General features: G+C 66.2%; 21 protein-coding genes and 2 pseudogenes. 7 read left to right on the top strand and 16 right to left on the bottom strand.

Annotated elements, in window-relative coordinates; genetic code table 11:
- Positions 1-314 precede the first annotated feature (314 nt).
- Entirely contained in the window at positions 315-1205 is an 891-nt protein-coding gene (locus tag ASC98_RS02605) for an SDR family oxidoreductase (RefSeq protein ID WP_056804931.1), read from the bottom strand.
- Positions 1206-1281: 76 nt separating this feature from the next.
- On the opposite strand from ASC98_RS02605, the gene ASC98_RS02600 reads away from it, so the two are divergent.
- The gene (locus tag ASC98_RS02600; RefSeq protein ID WP_056804928.1) at positions 1282-2118 is read left to right on the top strand and encodes a helix-turn-helix transcriptional regulator; all 837 of its coding nucleotides are present in this window, start codon (positions 1282-1284) and stop codon (positions 2116-2118) included.
- Here ASC98_RS02600 and ASC98_RS02595 read toward each other — a convergent pair.
- Positions 2079-3122 (bottom strand): NADP-dependent oxidoreductase, encoded by a 1044-nt coding sequence (locus tag ASC98_RS02595; protein WP_056804925.1) that lies wholly within the window; start codon positions 3120-3122, stop codon positions 2079-2081. The two genes, ASC98_RS02600 and ASC98_RS02595, sit on opposite strands and share 40 nt — an antisense overlap.
- Before the next feature lie 16 nt (positions 3123-3138).
- Positions 3139-4332 (bottom strand): MFS transporter, encoded by a 1194-nt coding sequence (locus ASC98_RS02590; RefSeq protein ID WP_235581149.1) that lies wholly within the window; start codon positions 4330-4332, stop codon positions 3139-3141.
- An 88-nt stretch (positions 4333-4420) separates the two neighbouring features.
- On the opposite strand from ASC98_RS02590, the gene ASC98_RS02585 reads away from it, so the two are divergent.
- Positions 4421-5404 carry an AraC family transcriptional regulator gene (locus ASC98_RS02585; protein ID WP_056805435.1) on the top strand — a complete coding sequence of 328 codons (984 nt, stop codon included), beginning with the start codon at positions 4421-4423 and terminating at the stop codon, positions 5402-5404.
- Positions 5405-5488: 84 nt separating this feature from the next.
- On the opposite strand, the gene ASC98_RS02580 is transcribed toward ASC98_RS02585, so the two are convergent.
- Both ASC98_RS02580 and ASC98_RS02575 read right to left on the bottom strand, forming a co-directional pair.
- Entirely contained in the window at positions 5489-6004 is a 516-nt protein-coding gene (locus tag ASC98_RS02580) for a GNAT family N-acetyltransferase (RefSeq protein WP_056804923.1), read from the bottom strand.
- Between the two features lie 11 nt (positions 6005-6015).
- Positions 6016-6429 carry a hypothetical protein gene (locus ASC98_RS02575; RefSeq protein ID WP_056804920.1) on the bottom strand — a complete coding sequence of 138 codons (414 nt, stop codon included), beginning with the start codon at positions 6427-6429 and terminating at the stop codon, positions 6016-6018.
- Between the two features lie 234 nt (positions 6430-6663).
- Between ASC98_RS02575 and ASC98_RS02570 the strand changes: the two are divergent.
- Positions 6664-6924, top strand: a pseudogene (locus ASC98_RS02570) (energy transducer TonB); the annotation flags it as partial.
- Positions 6925-6960: 36 nt separating this feature from the next.
- Here the strand turns inward: ASC98_RS02570 and ASC98_RS02565 are convergent.
- Genes ASC98_RS02565 through ASC98_RS02555 form a run of 3 tightly spaced genes read right to left on the bottom strand, consistent with a single transcriptional unit; the run spans position 6961 to position 9818 of the window.
- Positions 6961-7515, bottom strand: coding sequence for a hypothetical protein (locus tag ASC98_RS02565; RefSeq protein WP_157598186.1), 555 nt, complete (start codon positions 7513-7515; stop codon positions 6961-6963).
- A gap of 19 nt (positions 7516-7534) precedes the next feature.
- Entirely contained in the window at positions 7535-8077 is a 543-nt protein-coding gene (locus tag ASC98_RS02560) for a carboxypeptidase-like regulatory domain-containing protein (RefSeq protein WP_056804912.1), read from the bottom strand.
- A 16-nt stretch (positions 8078-8093) separates the two neighbouring features.
- The gene (locus tag ASC98_RS02555) at positions 8094-9818 is read right to left on the bottom strand and encodes a patatin-like phospholipase family protein (protein ID WP_056804908.1); all 1725 of its coding nucleotides are present in this window, start codon (positions 9816-9818) and stop codon (positions 8094-8096) included.
- A gap of 123 nt (positions 9819-9941) precedes the next feature.
- Here ASC98_RS02555 and ASC98_RS02550 point away from each other — a divergent pair, with 123 nt between their 5' ends.
- The 3 genes from ASC98_RS02550 to ASC98_RS02540 all read left to right on the top strand — a co-directional run bounded on the left by ASC98_RS02550 (position 9942) and on the right by ASC98_RS02540 (position 11641).
- Positions 9942-10457 (top strand): hypothetical protein, encoded by a 516-nt coding sequence (locus tag ASC98_RS02550; RefSeq protein ID WP_056804905.1) that lies wholly within the window; start codon positions 9942-9944, stop codon positions 10455-10457.
- Positions 10458-10613: 156 nt separating this feature from the next.
- On the top strand, positions 10614-11330 hold the full coding sequence (locus ASC98_RS02545; RefSeq protein ID WP_056804901.1) for a hypothetical protein: 717 nt from the start codon (positions 10614-10616) through the stop codon (positions 11328-11330).
- Complete coding sequence (locus ASC98_RS02540) at positions 11327-11641, top strand: hypothetical protein (protein ID WP_056804898.1); 315 nt, start codon at positions 11327-11329, stop codon at positions 11639-11641. Before ASC98_RS02545 ends, ASC98_RS02540 begins: the two co-directional genes overlap by 4 nt.
- A gap of 15 nt (positions 11642-11656) precedes the next feature.
- On the opposite strand, the gene ASC98_RS30020 is transcribed toward ASC98_RS02540, so the two are convergent.
- The gene (locus ASC98_RS30020; protein ID WP_157598189.1) at positions 11657-11815 is read right to left on the bottom strand and encodes a hypothetical protein; all 159 of its coding nucleotides are present in this window, start codon (positions 11813-11815) and stop codon (positions 11657-11659) included.
- A gap of 72 nt (positions 11816-11887) precedes the next feature.
- On the opposite strand from ASC98_RS30020, the gene ASC98_RS02535 reads away from it, so the two are divergent.
- A complete protein-coding gene (locus tag ASC98_RS02535; RefSeq protein ID WP_056804895.1) occupies positions 11888-12355 on the top strand; it encodes a hypothetical protein in 468 nt (155 codons plus the stop codon).
- A 67-nt stretch (positions 12356-12422) separates the two neighbouring features.
- Here ASC98_RS02535 and ASC98_RS30015 read toward each other — a convergent pair whose 3' ends face one another.
- The 7 genes and pseudogenes from ASC98_RS30015 to ASC98_RS02510 form a co-directional block, all read right to left on the bottom strand.
- Positions 12423-13121, bottom strand: a complete 699-nt coding sequence (locus ASC98_RS30015; RefSeq protein ID WP_157598190.1) for a hypothetical protein — start codon at positions 13119-13121, stop codon at positions 12423-12425.
- Positions 13122-13412: 291 nt separating this feature from the next.
- Positions 13413-13820, bottom strand: coding sequence for a hypothetical protein (locus ASC98_RS02530; protein WP_056804892.1), 408 nt, complete (start codon positions 13818-13820; stop codon positions 13413-13415).
- Positions 13821-13947: 127 nt separating this feature from the next.
- Positions 13948-14052, bottom strand: a pseudogene (locus ASC98_RS31450) (VOC family protein); the annotation flags it as partial.
- A 9-nt stretch (positions 14053-14061) separates the two neighbouring features.
- The gene (locus ASC98_RS02525) at positions 14062-14535 is read right to left on the bottom strand and encodes a hypothetical protein (protein WP_056804888.1); all 474 of its coding nucleotides are present in this window, start codon (positions 14533-14535) and stop codon (positions 14062-14064) included.
- 104 nt (positions 14536-14639) lie between these two features.
- Positions 14640-15563, bottom strand: a complete 924-nt coding sequence (locus ASC98_RS02520; RefSeq protein WP_056804886.1) for a hypothetical protein — start codon at positions 15561-15563, stop codon at positions 14640-14642.
- 228 nt (positions 15564-15791) lie between these two features.
- A complete protein-coding gene (locus ASC98_RS02515; RefSeq protein ID WP_056804883.1) occupies positions 15792-17006 on the bottom strand; it encodes an HAF repeat-containing protein in 1215 nt (404 codons plus the stop codon).
- Positions 17007-17383: 377 nt separating this feature from the next.
- Complete coding sequence (locus ASC98_RS02510; RefSeq protein ID WP_157598192.1) at positions 17384-18148, bottom strand: hypothetical protein; 765 nt, start codon at positions 18146-18148, stop codon at positions 17384-17386.
- Positions 18149-18252: the final 104 nt, after the last annotated feature.

Below are 18252 nucleotides of genomic sequence, written 5' to 3'. Positions count from 1 at the left end.
CGTTCGCCCTGAGCCTGTCGAAGGGCCTGCTCGCATCGCACCAAGGCTTCGACGAGCTCAGCCCGAACGGGGGACAACCCGTTCACCCTGAGCCTGTCGAAGGGCCTGCCCGCATCGCACCGAGGCTTCGACAAGCTCCGCCCGAACGGGGGACAACCCGTTCGCCCTGAGCCTGTCGAAGGGCCTGCCCGCATCGCACCAAGGCTTCGACGAGCTCAGCCCGAACGGGGACAACCCGTTCACCCTGAGCCTGTCGAAGGGCCTGCCCGCATCGCACCAAGGCTTCGACGAGCTCAGCCCGAACGGATGCGGCGTCAAAAGTACCCGTTGTCCCGCATGTCCTCCAGCAAGCCCGGCCCGCTCGGTTGCCATCCCAGCGCGGCGCGCGTGATCTCGCTGCTGCACGGGTTGTCCATCGCGACGAAGCCGGTCATCCACTCGAAATGCGCACGGGCTTCGTCGACGCCAAGGCTGCGCACCGGCACGCCGAGGCCTCGGCCGATCTGCTCGGCGATCTCGCGCATCGGCACGCCCTGCTCGGCGACGCCATGCAGGCGCGAGCCCGGCGCCGCCCGCTCGAGCGCGAGCCGGTACAGCCGCGCGGCGTCCGAGCGATGCACCGCCGGCCAGCGGTTCGCGCCGTCGCCCACGTACGCGGCGACCCCCTTGCGGCGAGCGAGGTCGATCAGCATCGGCACGAAGCCGTGGTCGCCGGCGCCGTGCACCGACGGCGCGAGCCGCACCTCGCTCGCTCGAACGCCGCGCGCCGCGGCGGCCAGCACCTTGGCCTCCGACGCGGCCCGCATATAGCCCGCCGAGCCCGGTGTCGGTGCATCGGCTTCGGTGCCGATGCGGCCGCCCCCCAGCACGGCTGTGCCGCAGGTCGAGATCAAGGGCTTGCCACTGCCCTCCAGCGCCTGCACCAGCGCATCGACCGCGCGCAGGTCGGTCTCGACCGACGCCGCATAGGCCTTGAAGTCGTGGATGAAGGCCATGTGGATCACGCCGTCGCAGGCCCGTGCGCCGGCGACCAGGCTGGCGGTGTCCGACAGCTCGCCGCGGTGCGCCTCGACGCCCATCGCCGACAACGCGGCGACCGCCGCGTCGTTGCGCGCCAGCCCGAGCACCTGGTGCCCCGCGGCCCTCAATTCACGCGCGATGGCGGCCCCGATGAAGCCGGTGGCTCCGGTCACGAATACACGCATACTGACTCCCGAAAAGTTGAAGGAGCGAACTGTCCTTCGTTGTCCGGGCCGCGAAAAGCCGAGAGCGTATACAGGTATGACAGTCAACACCCTCGGTGCCTTCCTGCGCGACCGCCGCGCACGCCTGCTGCCGCCGCCCGATGCGCCGGGCCGCCGCCGCACGCCGGGGCTGCGGCGCGAAGAGGTCGCGACCCGCGCGGCCGTGAGCATCACCTGGTACACCTGGTTGGAACAAGGGCGCGGCGGCCCGCCGTCGAACGAGGTGCTGGAGCGGCTGGCACTCGCGCTGGAGCTCGACGCCACCGGCCGCGAGATGCTGTTCCTGCTGGCGCAGCAGCGGCCGCCGCCGCTCATGCCCGGCGCGCCGCCGCCGGTGTCGCCGACGCTGCAGCGCGTGCTGGATGCGCTGGCCACCAGCCCCGCGGTCGTCAAGACGCCGCTGTGGGACATCGTCGCGTGGAATGCCGCGGCCACCGCGGTGCTGACCGACTACACGCTGCTGCCGGTCGGCGAGCGCAACCTGCTGCGGCGCCTGTTCAGCGAGCTCAGCCCCATCGACCGCTGGCCCGACTGGGAATCGGATGCGCGCTTCGCACTGGCGGCGTTCCGCTTCGACATGGCGCGCGCCGGCGGCAGCCCGCAGGCCCAGGCGCTCGCGGATGAACTGCAGGCCCGCAGCGACGACTTCCGCCGCATGTGGGCCGAGAACGAGGTGAGCCGGCAATGGGTCGGGCGCAAGCGCATCGAGCACCCGGTCGCCGGGCCGATCTCGCTCGAGTACTCGACCTTCGCGGTCGACGGCGCCGACGGGCTCAGCATGGTCGTCTTCACACCGACCAGCCCCGAGGTGGCGCGCGCCATCGCGGTGCTGCTTCAGTCCTGCGCGACGCGCACCACCAGCTTGCCGACGTAGCGCCCTTCGAGCAGCCCGAGCAGCGCGGCCGGTGCGTTCTCCAGCCCGTCGACGATGTCTTCGTGCAGCCTCACCGCGCCGTCGGCCACCCGCTGCGCCATCTCGCGGCGGAAGCGCGCGAAGCGCTCGCCCTGCTGATCACCGAAATGATCCAGCACGATGAAGCCCTGCATGCGGATGCGCTTCTGCAGCAGCGCGGCGTGCAGCTGCGGCAAACGGTCCGGGCCCGGCGACGGCTCGGCATCGTTGTAGTGCGCGATGAAGCCGCAGACCGGCACACGTGCGCCGATGTTCAGCAGCGGCAGCACCGCATCGAAGACCGCGCCGCCGACGTTCTCGAAGTACACGTCGATGCCGGCCGGGCAGGCGGCTGCCAGGCGCTCGGCGACCTTTGCGCCGTGGCGGTCGATGCAGGCGTCGAAGCCGAGTGCCTCGACCGCATGCCGGCATTTGTCGGCGCCACCGGCGATGCCGACCACGCGCGCGCCTTTCAGCTTTGCGAGCTGGCCCACCACCGCACCGACGCCGCCGGTGGCCGCCGCGACGACCACCGTCTCGCCGGCACGCGGCTGGCCGATGTCTTCGAGGCCGACCTGCGCGGTGAAGCCCGTCATGCCCAGCCCGCCGAGCGCGAGCGACGGCCGCGCCATGTCGCCGAGCACGATCAGGTCGTCGCCGTTCGACAGTGCGTGGTCTTGCCAGCCGGCGTTGGCCAGCACCAGTTCGCCGACGGCAAGGCGCGGGTGCCGTGATGCGATCACGCGGCTGACGGTGCCGCCGACCATCGGCGCGCCGATCGCCAGCGGCGGCGCGTAGCCCGGGCCGACCGGCTCCATCAGGTTGCGCATGTACGGATCGATCGACAGGTACAGCGTGCGCAACAGCACCTGCCCGTCACCCGGCGTCGGCACGGGCTGCGTCTCGATGCGGAAATCGTGCGCCGCCGGCAGGCCCCGCGGGTGCGCAGCGAGCACGATGCGGCGGCTGACGGCGCTGTCGTTCATCGTCGGGCCCCTCGCCTCAGGCCCGCACCGGCCGCGGGCCGTGGCGCAAGGTCAGCAGCGTGCCCAGCACCAGCGCCACCACCGCGAAGGCCGGCCCGCCGAGCGCGCCGATGTGGTCGACCAGCAAGCCGCCGCCGATGGCGCCGCTCGCGATCGCGATCTGGAAGGCGGCCACCAGCAGGCCGCCGGCGCCTTCGGCCTGGTCGGGCGCGGCCCGCACGATCCAGGTCTGGAAACCGACCGGGAACGCGCCGAACGCGAAGCCCCACAGCGGCACCGCGATGGCCGTCACCCACATCGAGCTGCCACCGAGCAGCAGGCTGGTGGCCAGCAGCGCGATCAGCACGCCGCCGAAGACGATCGCATGGCGCTCGCTGCGCTGGGCCACCCAGCCGCCGGCGAAGTTGCCGAAGAAGCCGCCGATGCCGTAGCCGAGCAGCACCGCCGAGACCGCGCTCACCGACAGGTGCGTGATGTGTTCCATCAGCGGGCGGATGTAGGTGAAGCCGGCGAAGTGCCCCGACACCACCAGCAGCACCGCCAGCAGCGCGACGCGCACCGGCGGGCGCCGCAGCAGCTCGCCGAGCACGCGCCGGTTCGGGTTGTCGCGCGGCGGCAGCGCGGGCAGCGTGAACAGCTGCACCGCGAGCGTCACGACGCTGACCACGCCGGCCGCGACGAACGCGCTGCGCCAGCCCCACACCGAACCCATCCACGCGCCGATCGGCGCGGCGCCGACGGTGGCCACCGAGACGCCGGTGAGGATCACCGACATCGCACGCGCGAACTGCGCTTCGGGCACCAGCCGCAACGCGAGCGCGGCCGACATCGACCAGAAGCCGCCGAGCGCGATGCCCAGCATCACGCGCGCCACCAGCAGCACCGGCAGGCTGCTGGCGGTGGCCGCGATCAGGTTGGACACGATCAGCAGCACGGTCAGCGCCAGCATCACGATGCGGCGGTCGAGCCGGCGCGTCAGCAGCGGGATCGACGGCGCCGCCACCGCGCCGACCAGCGCCGTCGCGGTGACCGCCTGGCCGGCCGCGCCGTCGGTGACGCCGAGGTCGGCGGCCATCGCGGTCAGCAGGCTGGCCGGCAGGAACTCGGCCGTGACAAGGCCGAACACGCCCAGCGTCAGCGACGCGATGGCGGGCCAGTCGGCATGGCCGGCTTGGGTGGGGGGAAGCGCGGCAATCGGGGAGGAAGACACGGTGGGCAGGCGCGAAAGTGGCCTTGTGGTGGACTTGGGAAGGAGCTTAGGGCTAGTATTTCGGCGTTTGAATGCCGAAAGAGCCGAAATGCATGACTTTTTGTCCGAGTGCGATGAACTCACCCAGATCCTGCTGGGGCTGCGGCTCGACGGTGTGGAGTACGGCCGCTGCGTGATGCGCGCGCCGTGGGCGATCGCTTTTCCGGCGCAGCGCTCGGCGCGCTTCCATTTCGTCGGCAGCGGCGGCTGCTGGCTGCGCACGCCGTCGACCGAATGGAAGCGGCTGAATCCGGGCGATGCGGTGCTGCTGCCGCGCGGCAGCTTCCACATCCTGGCGAGCGCGCCCGACGTGCCGACGGTCGACATCGATTCGCTGGCGCGGGTGGCGGTGTCGGACAACATCTACCTGGTAGGTGCCGAGAACATCACCCATGCGCCCTCGGCCGGCGACGCACGCGATGCAGCGGTCGATGCCACCCCACCCGACGTGATGTTCTGCGGCGCGCTGCGCTTCAACCTGGACCCGCTGCACCCGCTGCTGACGATGATGCCGGACGTGATGTTCGCCGGCGACATCGCGAAGCGGGACGTCACGGTGCCGGCGCTGCTCGACGCGATGGAGCGCGAGGTGGCACTCGACCGCATCGGCGCCTGCGGCATCCTCGCGCGGCTGGCCGACGTGCTGGCCGCCAGCATCATCCGCGCGTGGGTCGAATGCGGCTGCAGCGACGCCACCGGCTGGATCGCCGCGGTGCGCTGCCCGAAGATCGGCAAGGTGATCGCGGCCATCCATGCGGCGCCCGAGCGCGACTGGAGCGTGCCGATGCTGGCCGACGTGATGGGCTCGTCGCGTTCCAGCTTTGCCGAGGCCTTCACCCGCACGATGGGCGAGAGCCCGGCGAAATACGTCGCCAAGGTGAAGATGTTCCAGGCCCGGCACTGGATTGCCAACGACGGCATGCGCATCGCGGTGGCCGCCGACCGGCTCGGCTACGACTCCGAGGCCTCGTTCAGCCGGGCGTTCAAGCGGGTGATCGGGCACCCGCCGAGTGCGTCACGGGTGACGGCTTGAGGGCTGCGGAACGTTCAGCCCGATGTCGTTGGCCAGGTGGTCCCGGTAATCCTCGAGACGGGTCCGCATCGGGAAAAGACTGAGTTACTGCTGCGCAGCGATCGTGTCCAGCCGCTTGCTGAGCACCACGCTGCGATACACCTTGCCCGTCCACTGCACCCAGTCGACGTGCTGGTAACCCAGGCGGCCATAGAGATCGATCAGGTGGGTCGCCTGCTCGGCGGTGTCCATCGCCAGCTCGCGGAACAAGCGCTCTTGCGCCCAGCGCTCCGACTGCGCGAGCAACGCGCGGCCGATGCCGTGGCCTTGCAGCGTCGGCTCGACGCCGAACTGGTGCACCGCCGCAACGCCTGGCCGCGTGAAATACGTGCACTCGTTCTGCGCGTAGGTCGGCTTCACGACGATGGTGCCGGCCAGTGCGCCCGACCATTCGGCGATGTAGCACTGGCCACCTTCGATGCGCCGCGCCGTGACCTCGGGCGTCTGGTCGACGGCGGTGTAGTTCAGGCCCATCGAGCCGAGCCGGGCATAGGCGCGGTGCAGCAACCGGGTGAGTTCGTGGACGGAGTCGGCCGGGGCCATCGGGCGGATCTGCAGCATGTGCGGCTCCGTCAGGTGGGCGGCACGTTGCGCGCGCCGATGTGCGCACCCAGCAGCGCCGTCGGGATCACGGTGACGAGCGCGAACAGGTTGAACCACACCGGGTTCTCGGACCAGAACAGCAGCCCGAACAGCGCGCCGAGCACGCCGACGGCGAGCCCGTTGAAGTAGGGGTAGCGCCTGGCCAGCCGCGCGGTGACACAGCCGCCGGCCAGCGTGGTCAAGGTGCCGAGGGCGATGCTCACCAGCAGGAAGCTGGTGCTGCCGGTGACGTTCGCCAGGTCTTGCGACACCTGCTCGGCCGACCGGCCCGCGACGGTGACCTCGTCGCCGTGCAGGAACAGCAGCCCCATGCCGACCAGGATGTCGAGCCCGAGCGTCAGCAGGAAGCCGACGGCCACGGCCTTGAAGCTGATGCGGCTCATTGAAGATTCCTCAAGACGTACTCCACGGACAAAGGACGGGCTATTCTGCCCGCGCCGCCATTGAACGACGCCACTTTGCCGATCACCGGTTGTCGACGATGATGCGCCTCCATGCACCTCAAGTCCGCTGTCACTGGCTTCTGCCTGCTGTTCGTCGTGTGGGCCGCTGACGCCCAGGCTCAATAACCGGGCTGTCCCAACCTTCAGGCCGCTGTCGACGCTGTCGCATTTCCGGAAGAGGCGATGAAGCTCGGGATCAGCGAAGGCAATGCGCTTGTCGCCTTCACCGTTGGCACGGAAGGCGAAGTGGTTGGCAAGGAAGTGAAGTCCGCCACGCAGCCCATGTTCGGCGAGGCAGCGCTTGCCATCGTTTCTCGTCTTCGGTGCGACAAGCATTCCATCAGCTGGCAGTACGCACTTCGTTTCGCCAAGCGGCTGAGCTGCAAGCCCCCCGGCCACAAGTTTCGAATTCCGCTGAGCTTCAGCATCACGTAGGGTGTTCGCCAGCTTGATTCTTGTGGCCTGTGCGCCTCAATCTCTGTCCCGAGCGGCCTTGAACGACGCCACGTCGCCGATGACTTGCCGTCCACCGAACCACACGAGCTTGGCCGGAAACTCATCGCCGAAATAGTCAATGATGTCCGGCCAGTCACGATGAGGCCGCCTCTTGTACGGGACTGTGGCGTTTTTCTGCCACCACTTGTTGTAGACGGCGATCGGCCGATCAGGAGGTCGCGCCTTCTTCATCGAGTTCAGCGGCAGTTGCAGGAAGTAGGCGTGCGCCCATTCGACGAGATCGAGCATTCGGTCGGTCACCTTGATCTTGCGGCCCGGTGTTCGAGGCGAGATCACATCGCCCAGCCAGATCTCGCAATCGTCGGTGACCTTCGGGATCGCATGGTGAACGCCATTCAGGCGCCTGTGCAGATTCGAGCCCAGGCCGATGTATTGGACGCGAGAGGCGTCCTCTTGAGGTCGCCTGCCGATCACCACGTAGAGGCCATCGTCATGCCCAGCGGATTTTCTTTTCGCGGATTCGAGCGAGTAGGGGCCGAACCATTCGACCAACGCTACGACAGGTTTCATGAGCTTCCCCATGTCCGGCTCAGCCCATTTGCCTTGCAAGTTCGATGGAGAGACTCTTCTTTCTGGAATCGAGCCACGCGGACGCCCCAGCGCCATCGGCGGGGAGCGCGTTGACGGCTTCGAGCCATTTTTCGCGTCGATAGACCGCAATCCTCTGCCGGCGCTCCGCTTGCTCAGATTGAATCAACGCTACCAGCAGTTGTTCGTAGGCCCCCAGCGTGTCCACCATGGCTGAGGCGACGCGCTTCTCGCCGCGCCCGTACAGCACCTTGGAGATGCTCTGATTGATCTCGCCCGAGATGCTTTCGACAACTGCATAGTCGAAGTTCGAGTGCGAGTAGCTCAACTGGCCGATCGGAGGTCCCCCGGCGATCTCCAACCGATACGCTCCGAACCCATCGGTCACTGTCGACGGCGCGCCGGACCGGTCGACCGCGACGGTAACGCCTGCTTGTGGCTTGCCCGCACTGTTGGTCACCACGCCCTCGATCTTGATCATGGGACCGCCCTTCGCCACGCTCGGCGCGGCCAGCGAGACGACAGAGAGGGTGGCAAGGATCAAGTCGCGTCTCGAAGATCTACTGTGCATGGAATCTCCATTCGGAAAATACACGGCTGGTGTCGACCGCCTCGTCCGACCCGGCCCAATAGCTTGCGGCGAACAGCACCAACACCACATCGCCTTCGTCAGCCCCGTCGAGTGCCACTTCGATCCGGCCGCGCAAGAAACTCGTCGGCAAGGGCTTGTAGACCGATTCCGCCTTCTTGAGGAACGCGAGGGCGCTGACGGCGCGCGAGCGTTCATCGAATTGAGTCTGCAACAGCGCCGACGGCAATCGCCTCGCGAACGGCACCCATCGGATGGCGCCGCTCAGCATCTTCGGTACGACAGGGCCTGCCGTGGCCGAGAGCCTCGGCAAGCCACCGGCCGAAGCCGCGGCTTCACGTTCGAGGTCGTTCACGACGGCGCGCATCCACGCCTCCTGGATCGAGGCGCGCCCTGAAACGCCGGCCACGGGGGCCGGAACGGGCGGTGGGATCACGGCGTGCAGCTGGGTCCAGGCGACGACTCCGATGGCAGTCGCCAACGTGATGAGTGCGATCAGGGGCCACAGGAAATGCGTGGCGACCCTGGTGTGAGCCGAGGTCTTGAAGTCCTTGATCGACAGCGCCGGCGTCTCGAATCCGAGCGTGCTCTTCCAGTCGCGTTTCGCGGGCGCGTGAGCCTGTGGCGACAGGCCAGCAAGCCGGCGAGCGGCCAGCTCGTAGCCATGAACCACCAATGCGAACACTTCGGCATTCGAAAAACGGTTGAAGTCGGTCCGCATGAAACGCAGTCGCAGGCGAACGGGTTCTGCAACCGTGGTGGGCGGCGTCGGCGTGTCGGTCAATCGAAGAACCAGGGCCGCCGTTGCAGCCTCGCGGTAACTGTCGAGTTGAAAGGCTGCAATCTCGAAAGTGCGCTCCAACACCGGAAACAGGCGGATGCCGAGGACCCGCCGTTCACCTGCGTCGCTCAGGTCGAAGCACCGCCGCGCATCGACAGAGATCAGTTTCTCCGGCGCGCCCGAACCAGCAGCCGCGCCGAAGAGAAACTCCAGGCCCGAGTTGTCGCGAACGCCGCCGTCAGTGGCCCAGATCCGTTCGGCGGGCATTTCTTGTCGCGTCAGTCCGAGTTCTGCGCGGCTCAGCGCCGTGGCCGGAAACACGACCGGGAATGCGGAGGACGCCGCCACCGCACGGGCGACGTCGATCTCCACAGGCACGGGCGGGCTGTCGAGCCCGCGATGCAGACCGTCGGCAGAGAACGCCAAGGGCTCGCCGGAGGTCAGGTTCGTCGCGAGGATGAACAGCGTGGGCGCGCCGCCGGGCCGCAGCGTGGTCAGCTTGGCAGCGCCGAACAGACCTTTTCCGTACAGCGACCGCAAACGCTGCGTGCGCCGGAAGAAGCTTCGGTAGATGGGTCCGATGACGTTGCACTGCGCGAAGGCGACGAGCTTGCGGGTGACGTCGGCGCATTTCGCGTCGTCGCGGAAGTCGTCCCAGTGCATCAGCACGTACGCCGCCGTGACGCTGCCACCGGAGACGCTCGAGATTCGTGACACTTGCGACAGCTGTCCGCTGTCACGCAGGTAGAGCAAGACGCCGAGATGGAACAGTGCCGCACGAAACCCGCCGCCGGAGAGCGCCAGTGCCACCTTCGGCTCGGGCTCGTGCGTCTGTGCACGAGTACTCGACATGATGCGGATCTCCTGAAGCCGACTGGATGCTGCGTCGTGGCTCACAGGCTCGTCATCCGTCATGTTGAGGAGATGCGGCCGGGATCGGGAATGGAGCTTCTCGTGCTGCACGCCCACCGGCAACAGCGGTCTGCTGAAGGCGCCGTAACATGGCGACCCATTCCAACAGCCGGCACCTGCACGCTCATGAGATTTTTCGCCACTGTGGCTCTTGTCGCAACGCAGTTGATGGCGTCGTCTGGCGCATTCGCGGCCGACGTGGTTCTGACGATGAACTCGTATGGGCCGGTGCAGATCGGGATGCCCGTCGCGCAAGCCCACCAGCTGCTGACCAAGCTGGGGCGCAAGAACCTGCCGAGCCCGCGCGGTGTGGCGAAGGCCGGTTGCGACTACTACCAGGCGTCGCCTGAACTCAAGTTCATGACCGAGGACCGGAAGATCGTTCGCATCGAGACACACGAGCCGAACGTGGTGACGCCGTCGGGGTTGCGGGTCGGCTCCAGCCTCGACCGGGTTCGCCGCTCGCTCGGGTCGCGCATCGAGGACGTTCAGCAGCACTACTCCGACAACGCGGCAGACCGGAGCATCGTGCTCGTGTCAGGCGACAAGCAGTTCGCGATTCGTGTCGACGGGAATCAGTCGGTCGCCGAGATGTTCGCCGGGGCGGAGCATGCGATACGACTTGTCGAAGGGTGCTCTTGATCCACTGCGGCATGGATCAGGGAGCGAAGACAACATCGCCATTCCCGTCGGTGCGTTCGCCGACCCGGCCTTTCCCGCACCCGCGTTCTCGGTGTACGAAGAGCGGATGCACCGCTGGGTGACGATGCCCGCCGACATCGAGTGCATGGACTAGGCATGCCTGCCTCGATCACCAGCCGTTCTTTCACCGATGCGGAGAAGCTCGAACTTCAACGCATCCTGCGCGCGCTTCCTGGTCGGCTCGGCAAGGCGAAGCTGGCGATTTCCACCGCGCTGCTGATGTGGGCCGCGTCGTTGGCAGGCGCTGTGGTCGTCTGGCTGATCGTGGCCGCCGTGGCCAAGGCTGCACTGGGTTTGTCCTTCGGATGGAACTCACCTTACCGTGCTGTCGTGGTCTTCTCGGCCGCCGTTGCCTGCGCCGCCGTCTGCATCTTCCTGGACTACCGCTGGCTCAGGGGACTCAAGAACCCTGCACCTTCGATCCTGGCCGATCTGGAAGCCGGCACCGTCGTTGAGGAGAACTATGAGTTCTCCGAGGTGAAGCGGCTTCAGGAGCCTGAGCATGGCGGACTGACCTACTTCCTGAAGTCGTCCACCGGAAGGGCCTACGTGCTCATTGATCACGAGCGTCAACAGATCGGCGTGGGCGGGGACGACCCGTTGAAGAGTTCATTCCATCCTCGCGCTCAACTCCGCGTGGTTCGAGCGCCAGACTCACGCGTGATCCTCAGCAGCGAGTTCGCTGGGTCGAGCCTCTCGCTTCCCGAGCCTACAGACTTGCTCGCTCCGCCATCGGCATGGCCCGACGAAGATGAGTACTGTCCGGTCCCATGGGATGAGCTCGAGGCTCGGTTTGGCGAGGCATCACGATGAAAGACGCACCACCGGAGGATCCCTTCATCCTGCGCGTTGCCGGAATTTCGTTGGTGGCGGTAGCGGTCGCGCTGTTCATGTTCGTGAGCTCACGCGCGGGCATGAGCTGGCTCGGCATCGTCATGCTGGTGGGCGGCATCGTGCAGACCATCCAGCGCCGCATTGCGTATGGGTTGGAAGGACGGCCACCATCCGGCTACATCACCGGAGTTCCCGCGGTGATCGTGGGAGTTCTGTGGTGCGCGCTGGGCGTGGCCATGCTGGCGCGACCGGATTTCATCCTTGAGATGCTGGAGCTGATGCACAAATGAGGCGCCCGCGCGGGTTCAAGCCTCGTCCGCGGCATCCCGAATGATCTCTTGCGTGGCCTCGAGCATCTCATCGAGCGGCTCCGGCTCCTCGCCTTCGTAGCTGACGATCGCGCCGAAGTCTTTCGTCAGCGCGCAGCTGACGCGCGCGGCCGCCGGCCGGCGACAATGGAGCACTCGCGCACGCCCATCACGGCTCGGCGCCCATCCGCAGCAGATTCATCTGCAACGGCAGTCCATCACACCGCCATGACGCCGCTCAACATCGCCCCATTTCCTCAACCGGACTCGAACGACTCAGGCAGCGTGGAACGCGCCCTCGTGGCGCTCCGCAATGCGCACGATGAGCAGACCGCCGTCGATGCCTGCGATGCCTTCCTCTGGGCCATGGGCAACAACCATGCAGGCACCTACTACCCGGTCGTGCTGGGCGTTCTTCCTGCGCTTGAGCAGATCCTGGCCAGCAGGCATGCGTGGGGGCAGCGTGCCGTCATGGAGGCGCTCATCGACCTCGGCGGCACCTTCATTCCCGAGCCAGGCCACGAGACGCACCTTGGCGTCTCGGTTCGAGAAGAGCTCACGCGTTTCATTCACGCCCAGCGTCACCGCTTTGCCGAGCTGGCGACAGGAGACGATGCGCAGGCCACGAGCGCAGCTGATCTTTTGGAGCTCATTGATGACCAGACGCCGGGCGACTCGCCATCCCAGCATGCCTAGGACGAAGCCAAACTGATTTGCGGATCCGGGAGCGACGGGTGGCAGTCGCGCCTCAGCGGTGGTGCGGCTACTTGCTCTCGTTCCACTGTTCATTCGCGGTTGAATTGAGTATGGACTGAGCTATTTCTCCGTAGTCAAACCTCGCTGTCTGTAAAGTGGAAAACTGCACCGCAAGAAGAGCTACTTGGTGAGAAGCGGTCGTTCCAGTTGGACTCCCAGCAGTAATCGATGCTTGAGCACCTGCATATGCTGCAAGAGCAGCCGGCTTCCAGACGGCATTGAAGTTGTGTTCAATGTAGTCAGCGAGTGAGGTCTTGTTGTGTTGGTGCTTCGCGTTCCCAAGCCACTTGCCTGAGTTGGCCGCCACCTGACACATGGATTCGAAGGCAGCTACCAACCCGCCGGAAGAATGGTGGCTCTCGGCTGTCACGTCCGTGCGGTTCTGGACTGCCGGACTTTGGGGGTACGTTCCAAGCGATCGCCAATCTGGAGGCGCCATGACGCCCATACCAAAGATGCGCTCGATGTGGTCTCTGGCAGACTGGGTAGCAAACATCGCACGCAGCGGCTTGCCATTCAAGTTCAAGCTGCTTGGCGCGACGTGCGCGAAGTGATTGTCCACGGTGCCACGCACCTGCTGGAATTGCGCTCCCGTGCGTGTGATGATTGGAATTGCCGAAATCATCGGGTGGCTGTCCAAGGTGCCTAATAGGCCGACCGTTTCCGCGACAGCGTAGTTGCGAAGGTGACTTGAAACTGCGGCCATGTCGTTTGGTGTGCCAAGGCGACACAGAGTCGAACGGAGGAACTTTGTTCGCAGTTGATCTGCAGACGGACGAAAGACTCGCGGCATCGGTTTTCTCCCATTTCTGTCAGTTGAGCCATAGGTAGGCTACTCGACCAGTTGCACGAGTTCGTCCGGATGTTGCACTACACCAGATCGACCCCTTGGCATTCGTCGTGGATTGGGGCGTTTACGCGGCCTGCCTGTGGCTGCTGCATCGAGTTTGGGGCAGGCTGAGTTCATCCCGCCAGGCGCGGGCTGGGTGACCCGCCATCAATCCCACCACGCCACGAGGATCGGCGCGATGTACTTGCGGGCCAGCGCATCGGGAATGCCGAAGTCTTTGGCGCTGCCCACTTCATCGGGTTCGAGCGCCGACAACTCCGCTGCGAGTTCGTCGGCGTGGATGGTGCCGACGACGAACACGGTGTCGGTGAAGGGCCAGCAATCGTCGTCGGGGTCGACTTCGGAAATCCGCGCGTAGATGGCCTCCACATCGCGCCTGCGCGCAATGCGCGCGAAGGCCTCGCGGAAGGCGTCGATGCCGGGGTGGTCCATCAGGTTGCAGCCGATGGAGCCAAGGTCATCGTTGCCGTCAAAGAAGGTCGCGATGGGGACGAGCTGCGGCGCGGGTTGGGCGCAGAGCTGCTCGACCAGGTTCTTGAGTTTGGTGGTGTCCATGGGGCGAGGTAGAAGGGTCAGGCGGGAACATCGTGGCTCATTGGAGGTGATCCATGTGACGGCCGCAGCATACAGCCGCAGCGCCGCGTCACCCTCTTTCCATTTGAGGTTGTCGCTCCACGGCTTCATCTTTGCCACCCGCTTCCAGCGCCGCGCGGTGGAACGCGTCGACCTGCAGCCGGGTCTCGGCCACGAACGCGATGTGAAGATGCGCCGGCTTCTCGTCGGTCTTTGCCGACGGTCATTTGCGGGCATCGGTTCGAGACGCCGCCAACCAAATAAAGCAGGCGCCGATGACCAATGCGAGAAGCCCGTACAGCACGAGGAAGCTGAACCCATCGTGCGGAATCCTGGGAACTTCAGCCAAGGCGATACCGCCACCCGCGACGAGCAAGATCAGCCCGCACAACGCGAACGCCGTGCGCGCGATCTTTGGGTATTGCTGCGGGATCAACATCGGCACCCATGCAGGACTGACGATCACAAGGCAGCCTGCGATGGACGCGGCGGAGCCGATGAGACCCCAGACGACGCTTTCTGACCACGGCATCGCCACAGGCGAGTAGACGAACTCGCTATGAAGGACCGCGATGGCCGCGACACCCGCGACGGATGCGATCCTCGTGCGAGCGCGCAGCGAGACCGGGCTGCCCCACAGCGCAGGCTCCTTGGTGAGCGGCGCACGTGGCGGCGCGTAGCGGTTGCGGGTTTCCAATCTTCGATTCCTATTGGAAGGACTCCGGATCATCGGGAACAACAAGATGCTCCGCGTAGCGCTACGTCAGCGACTCGACTCGTTCCCGGCGGAGCTGCACGCGATCAACGCGATGCTGCATTGGAGCCAGCGCCGCGCACCCCGGCGACGAACGACGATACCTGCGCCCTGTATGCCTGCTCGTTCTCGCCCGGCTCCGCGAAGAACAGTCGCCGTCCCAAGTCCAGCACTTCCTCTGAAAGACAGATGCGTTCGAATTTTCCGGCGAACCAGCGCGTGGCCAGCCGGCTGAGCGTCTTGAAGTGTTCGGACGAGTCGTGCACGTGCCGGCTGTACTCGGGGCTCCGCCACCCCAGCCGCACCTCTATCGGTTGGCCCTCCATCGCCAACAGCATCATGCTGGTGATGAGGCCCGCGCAATTCGATTTCGCTGCCTTCTCGTTGCCTGCATTGATCAGCAGGATGAGATCGCGAACGCTCTGCGTCCCCAGGCGCTCGATGTCGCCGTCGGCTTCTTCGATGCATCGTTCGAGTCCGGCGGAATCGCGCTCCAGCACCGCCAGGTACAGGCGCCGGAGCGGCGGCCGGTCCGACAGAAAGCGTTCGATGTCATCCCGCCCCAACTGCTTGGCTTCAGCCTCGAGAGAGGCGTGTCGACGCACGGCCTGCAGTTCCTCTTCGCCCAGACCAGGCTCCGTCAGAATGCGACCCGTCTTCGAGTCGTCGTCCAGGCTTTGCCAGATCACGGCCCGCATGAAATCGAACAATCCGCTGAGCCGCCAAGCCGCGAAGGGCGGCGCTCCGGGTTGAGAGTACGGCCTGTACCAGTAGGCGACCTTCGACTCGAAGACAGTCACGACGTTTTCATCAAGTGCGCACTCGTCTTTGGTGCACGTTCCCTTGTCGTCGACGATTCGAACGGAGCGCGGCCGGTGTTCGGGCTGCGCGGGAAAGTGGTTCGCGATGATCCATCTGAACGCCGAAGGAACGTCGCGGATGCCCCCCCACCCCGGCCGTGGCACCTGCATCAGTGACCGCAATCATCGCGGGGGCCACGTTGCCTGTCGCGTCCAGACTGGCCAGGGTGTTCGAAATCGACATCGCCGTCTGGACCCACATCGGCGCAATGTCGGCGGTGTTCTGGTCACGCGTTCGGTGGTCGGCCATGTTCCGCCTCAGCTTCGGAGGCTGCATTGTGCGCCGCGGCCCGCTGCATGCATGCGAAGCCGCATCACGCAGGCTCACGTGCCTGCCGCCTACGGCGCGGCCGCCTGGCGCACAGCGCTCGGCCGCAGCCTGCGGCCGATCAGCACCAGCCCGCCAAGCCAGAGTGCCGCCATGGCCGGCTCCGGAATCGGCGAGATCAGGTAGGCGTGCCCGTATTGCGTGTTGGCAATAAATTGCCCGGCATTGTTGATGCCGGTGGCCGAGATGAACCGGTCTCCGCTGGCCAGGGTCACGATGTCGTCCAGGCTCACCGGGCCCTGCCCGTTGGGGCCGGTGACGAAGCCCCAGTCGAAGTGCGTCGTGAGCGTGGCGTTGTTGAAGTGCCCGACGATCTGGCCGGAGTCGTTGATGTCGAATGCGTAGCTTCGCGACGCCGGGCCGTACTGGCAGGAGTTGCCCGCGCAGCCGTAGCTGTAGCCGGTGGTGTGGTGGAAATCGAGCGGGATCAGGACGCCGTTGACGTCGCCGATGAAGACGTTGTTGCTGACGCCGTCGGGGGAATACTCTCCGGCCGTCTGCCCGCTGATGTTGACGGCATCCATGCGGCTGACGGAGAACGCCAGGCGCATCGGCGGCCCGTTGTAGACGCCAATGGCGAAATGGTTGCTTGGCGAGCCCCCGCTGTTGCCGATGCGGCCGACGATCTGCTCCGTGTCGCCGATGGCCGTGCCGAGCAACGGTTCGCCACCGAGCGTGCCGAGCGAACGCATGTTCTGACCATGTTCGCCGGTGATGAAGCCCTCTTGCCCGTAGGCGTAGAAGTAGGCGGGGTCTGAATACGGCGTCGTCATGCCGATCACCTGCCCGAACCGGTTGATGCCGGTGGCAACGCTGTGTGTGCCCGCGCCCAGCGTGCCCAGGTTGGTCAGCGTGTTGCCTGGGCCGCTCATGAAGGCGCGCGCATCGCCATTGGCGGTCTGCGACTGGCCCACCACGGTGCCCGAGTCGTTGATGGCCCACGCCTTGCTCCACGCGCCGCCGAGCGTGCCGAGCCCGGTGATGCCCGCGCCGCTGGCGCCCGTGACGAAGGCCTGGTAATTGATCTCGTCGCCTTCGTTGTCGAATTGGTAGGAGTAGCCCGTCACCTGGCCGCTGCTGTTGACGCCGGTGGCATAGGTTGCGGTGCCGGCGGACAGCTGACCGATGTCGAACACCGAATAGCCGCCGGCTGCTTGGGCGGGCGCGCAGATGGCGGCCGCGGCACCGACAACGAGTGACGCGATGAGGCGCGATGCAGTCTTCATGGACGGCTCCCCTGCGGACGAACGTGAAATGAGAATAGGGATTCGTTGGTGTGCCGTACCCCCCTGGGTCAAGGGGGCGGGGGCATGGCGGTTCGAGGCGGGACGGGCAGCATGCGCTGCCTCTCCGCCAGCGTCACGAACGTCTCCTGCCGGTCGCTGTGAAAGAAGATCCAGCCGCCGCAGCGGCGGCTGAGGTCGTTGAGGCGCCGCGACGCCAGTCGAGGCGCGGCCGCGAGCGAGGACGAACCACAACTCAACTGACGCCTGCCATGACGAAGTCGGGGCCCTCGGTTGCATGCCCGAGAGCAGGCGGCGAGTTCACAGCTGGGAGGTCAAGGCGCTGTCGGTCTAAGCGGCAAAGCAGCCAGGGCATCAAGTCAGCGCACCACCTCACCGTTGAGCCATGCCTGGGCTTGCCACGGGTGGGCGGCCTCGGCAGCGTCCGCGGACCACATGACGTCACTCACATCAACACCTTGGCGCATCAGCCAAGCCTTCGCAGCCGCAAGGCGCGAGCGGTCGTCTCCGAGCGAATAGGGATGCGCCCTGAAGGCCCTCGCCGCCCCGTCAAGGTCGCGCAGGGCCAGCCGCGCGGCCAGCGGCCATGCACCGCCCACGCCGCTCTTCGGATACGCTGGAGAATCGGCGGCCGCGGCCAGCCCTTGCACGGTCAGGCGACGTTCGAACAAGGGCAACGCATGTTCGCGGGCAATGGCGGCGAAGGCCTCACCCAACACCGCCCCGGGGGTCTGCCGCCGCCGCTGCAGTCGTCCATCTTCCCGCCAGACTACGCCCTCGGGCAATGGCGAGCCCAGTGCCCCCATCTCGGACATCCGCACCATGCACGCCACATGGCTGGCATGGTCCGGCACCCGCCACGCGAGTTCGGGCCGATAGGCAAACTCCCGCACGCCATGCAGCCGCTCGATGAAGGCTGGCACCTTCACGGTGGCATGCATCCAGCAGGTTCGAAAGCTGTATTCGAAGCAGAAGGCCATCGCTTCCAGCCGAGGCAGCAGGTCCGTGTCCGAACGCCGATGGAATACATGCCCCGTCCGGGCGAACCCGAGAGGAAGCAGCACGGCTTCGATGGCCGGCCACACCTCGTCGGATTGGCGAATTGCATTGAATCGACGGGCCATGCTTTAGGGATGTGCTGATCAATTCAATTTCTGGAGCCGACAGCTTCTCTGCGAACACCGGTGCACCGCGGCGAGCGCGAGTTTCCGCGGGTTTTGAACGATTG

It is taken from the genome of Rhizobacter sp. Root1238, assembly GCF_001425825.1.
In the GTDB taxonomy this organism is placed as follows: domain Bacteria; phylum Pseudomonadota; class Gammaproteobacteria; order Burkholderiales; family Burkholderiaceae_C; genus Rhizobacter.
Note: the sequence above shows the minus strand (reverse complement) of the source record. Positions and strands in the feature narration are given on the sequence as shown.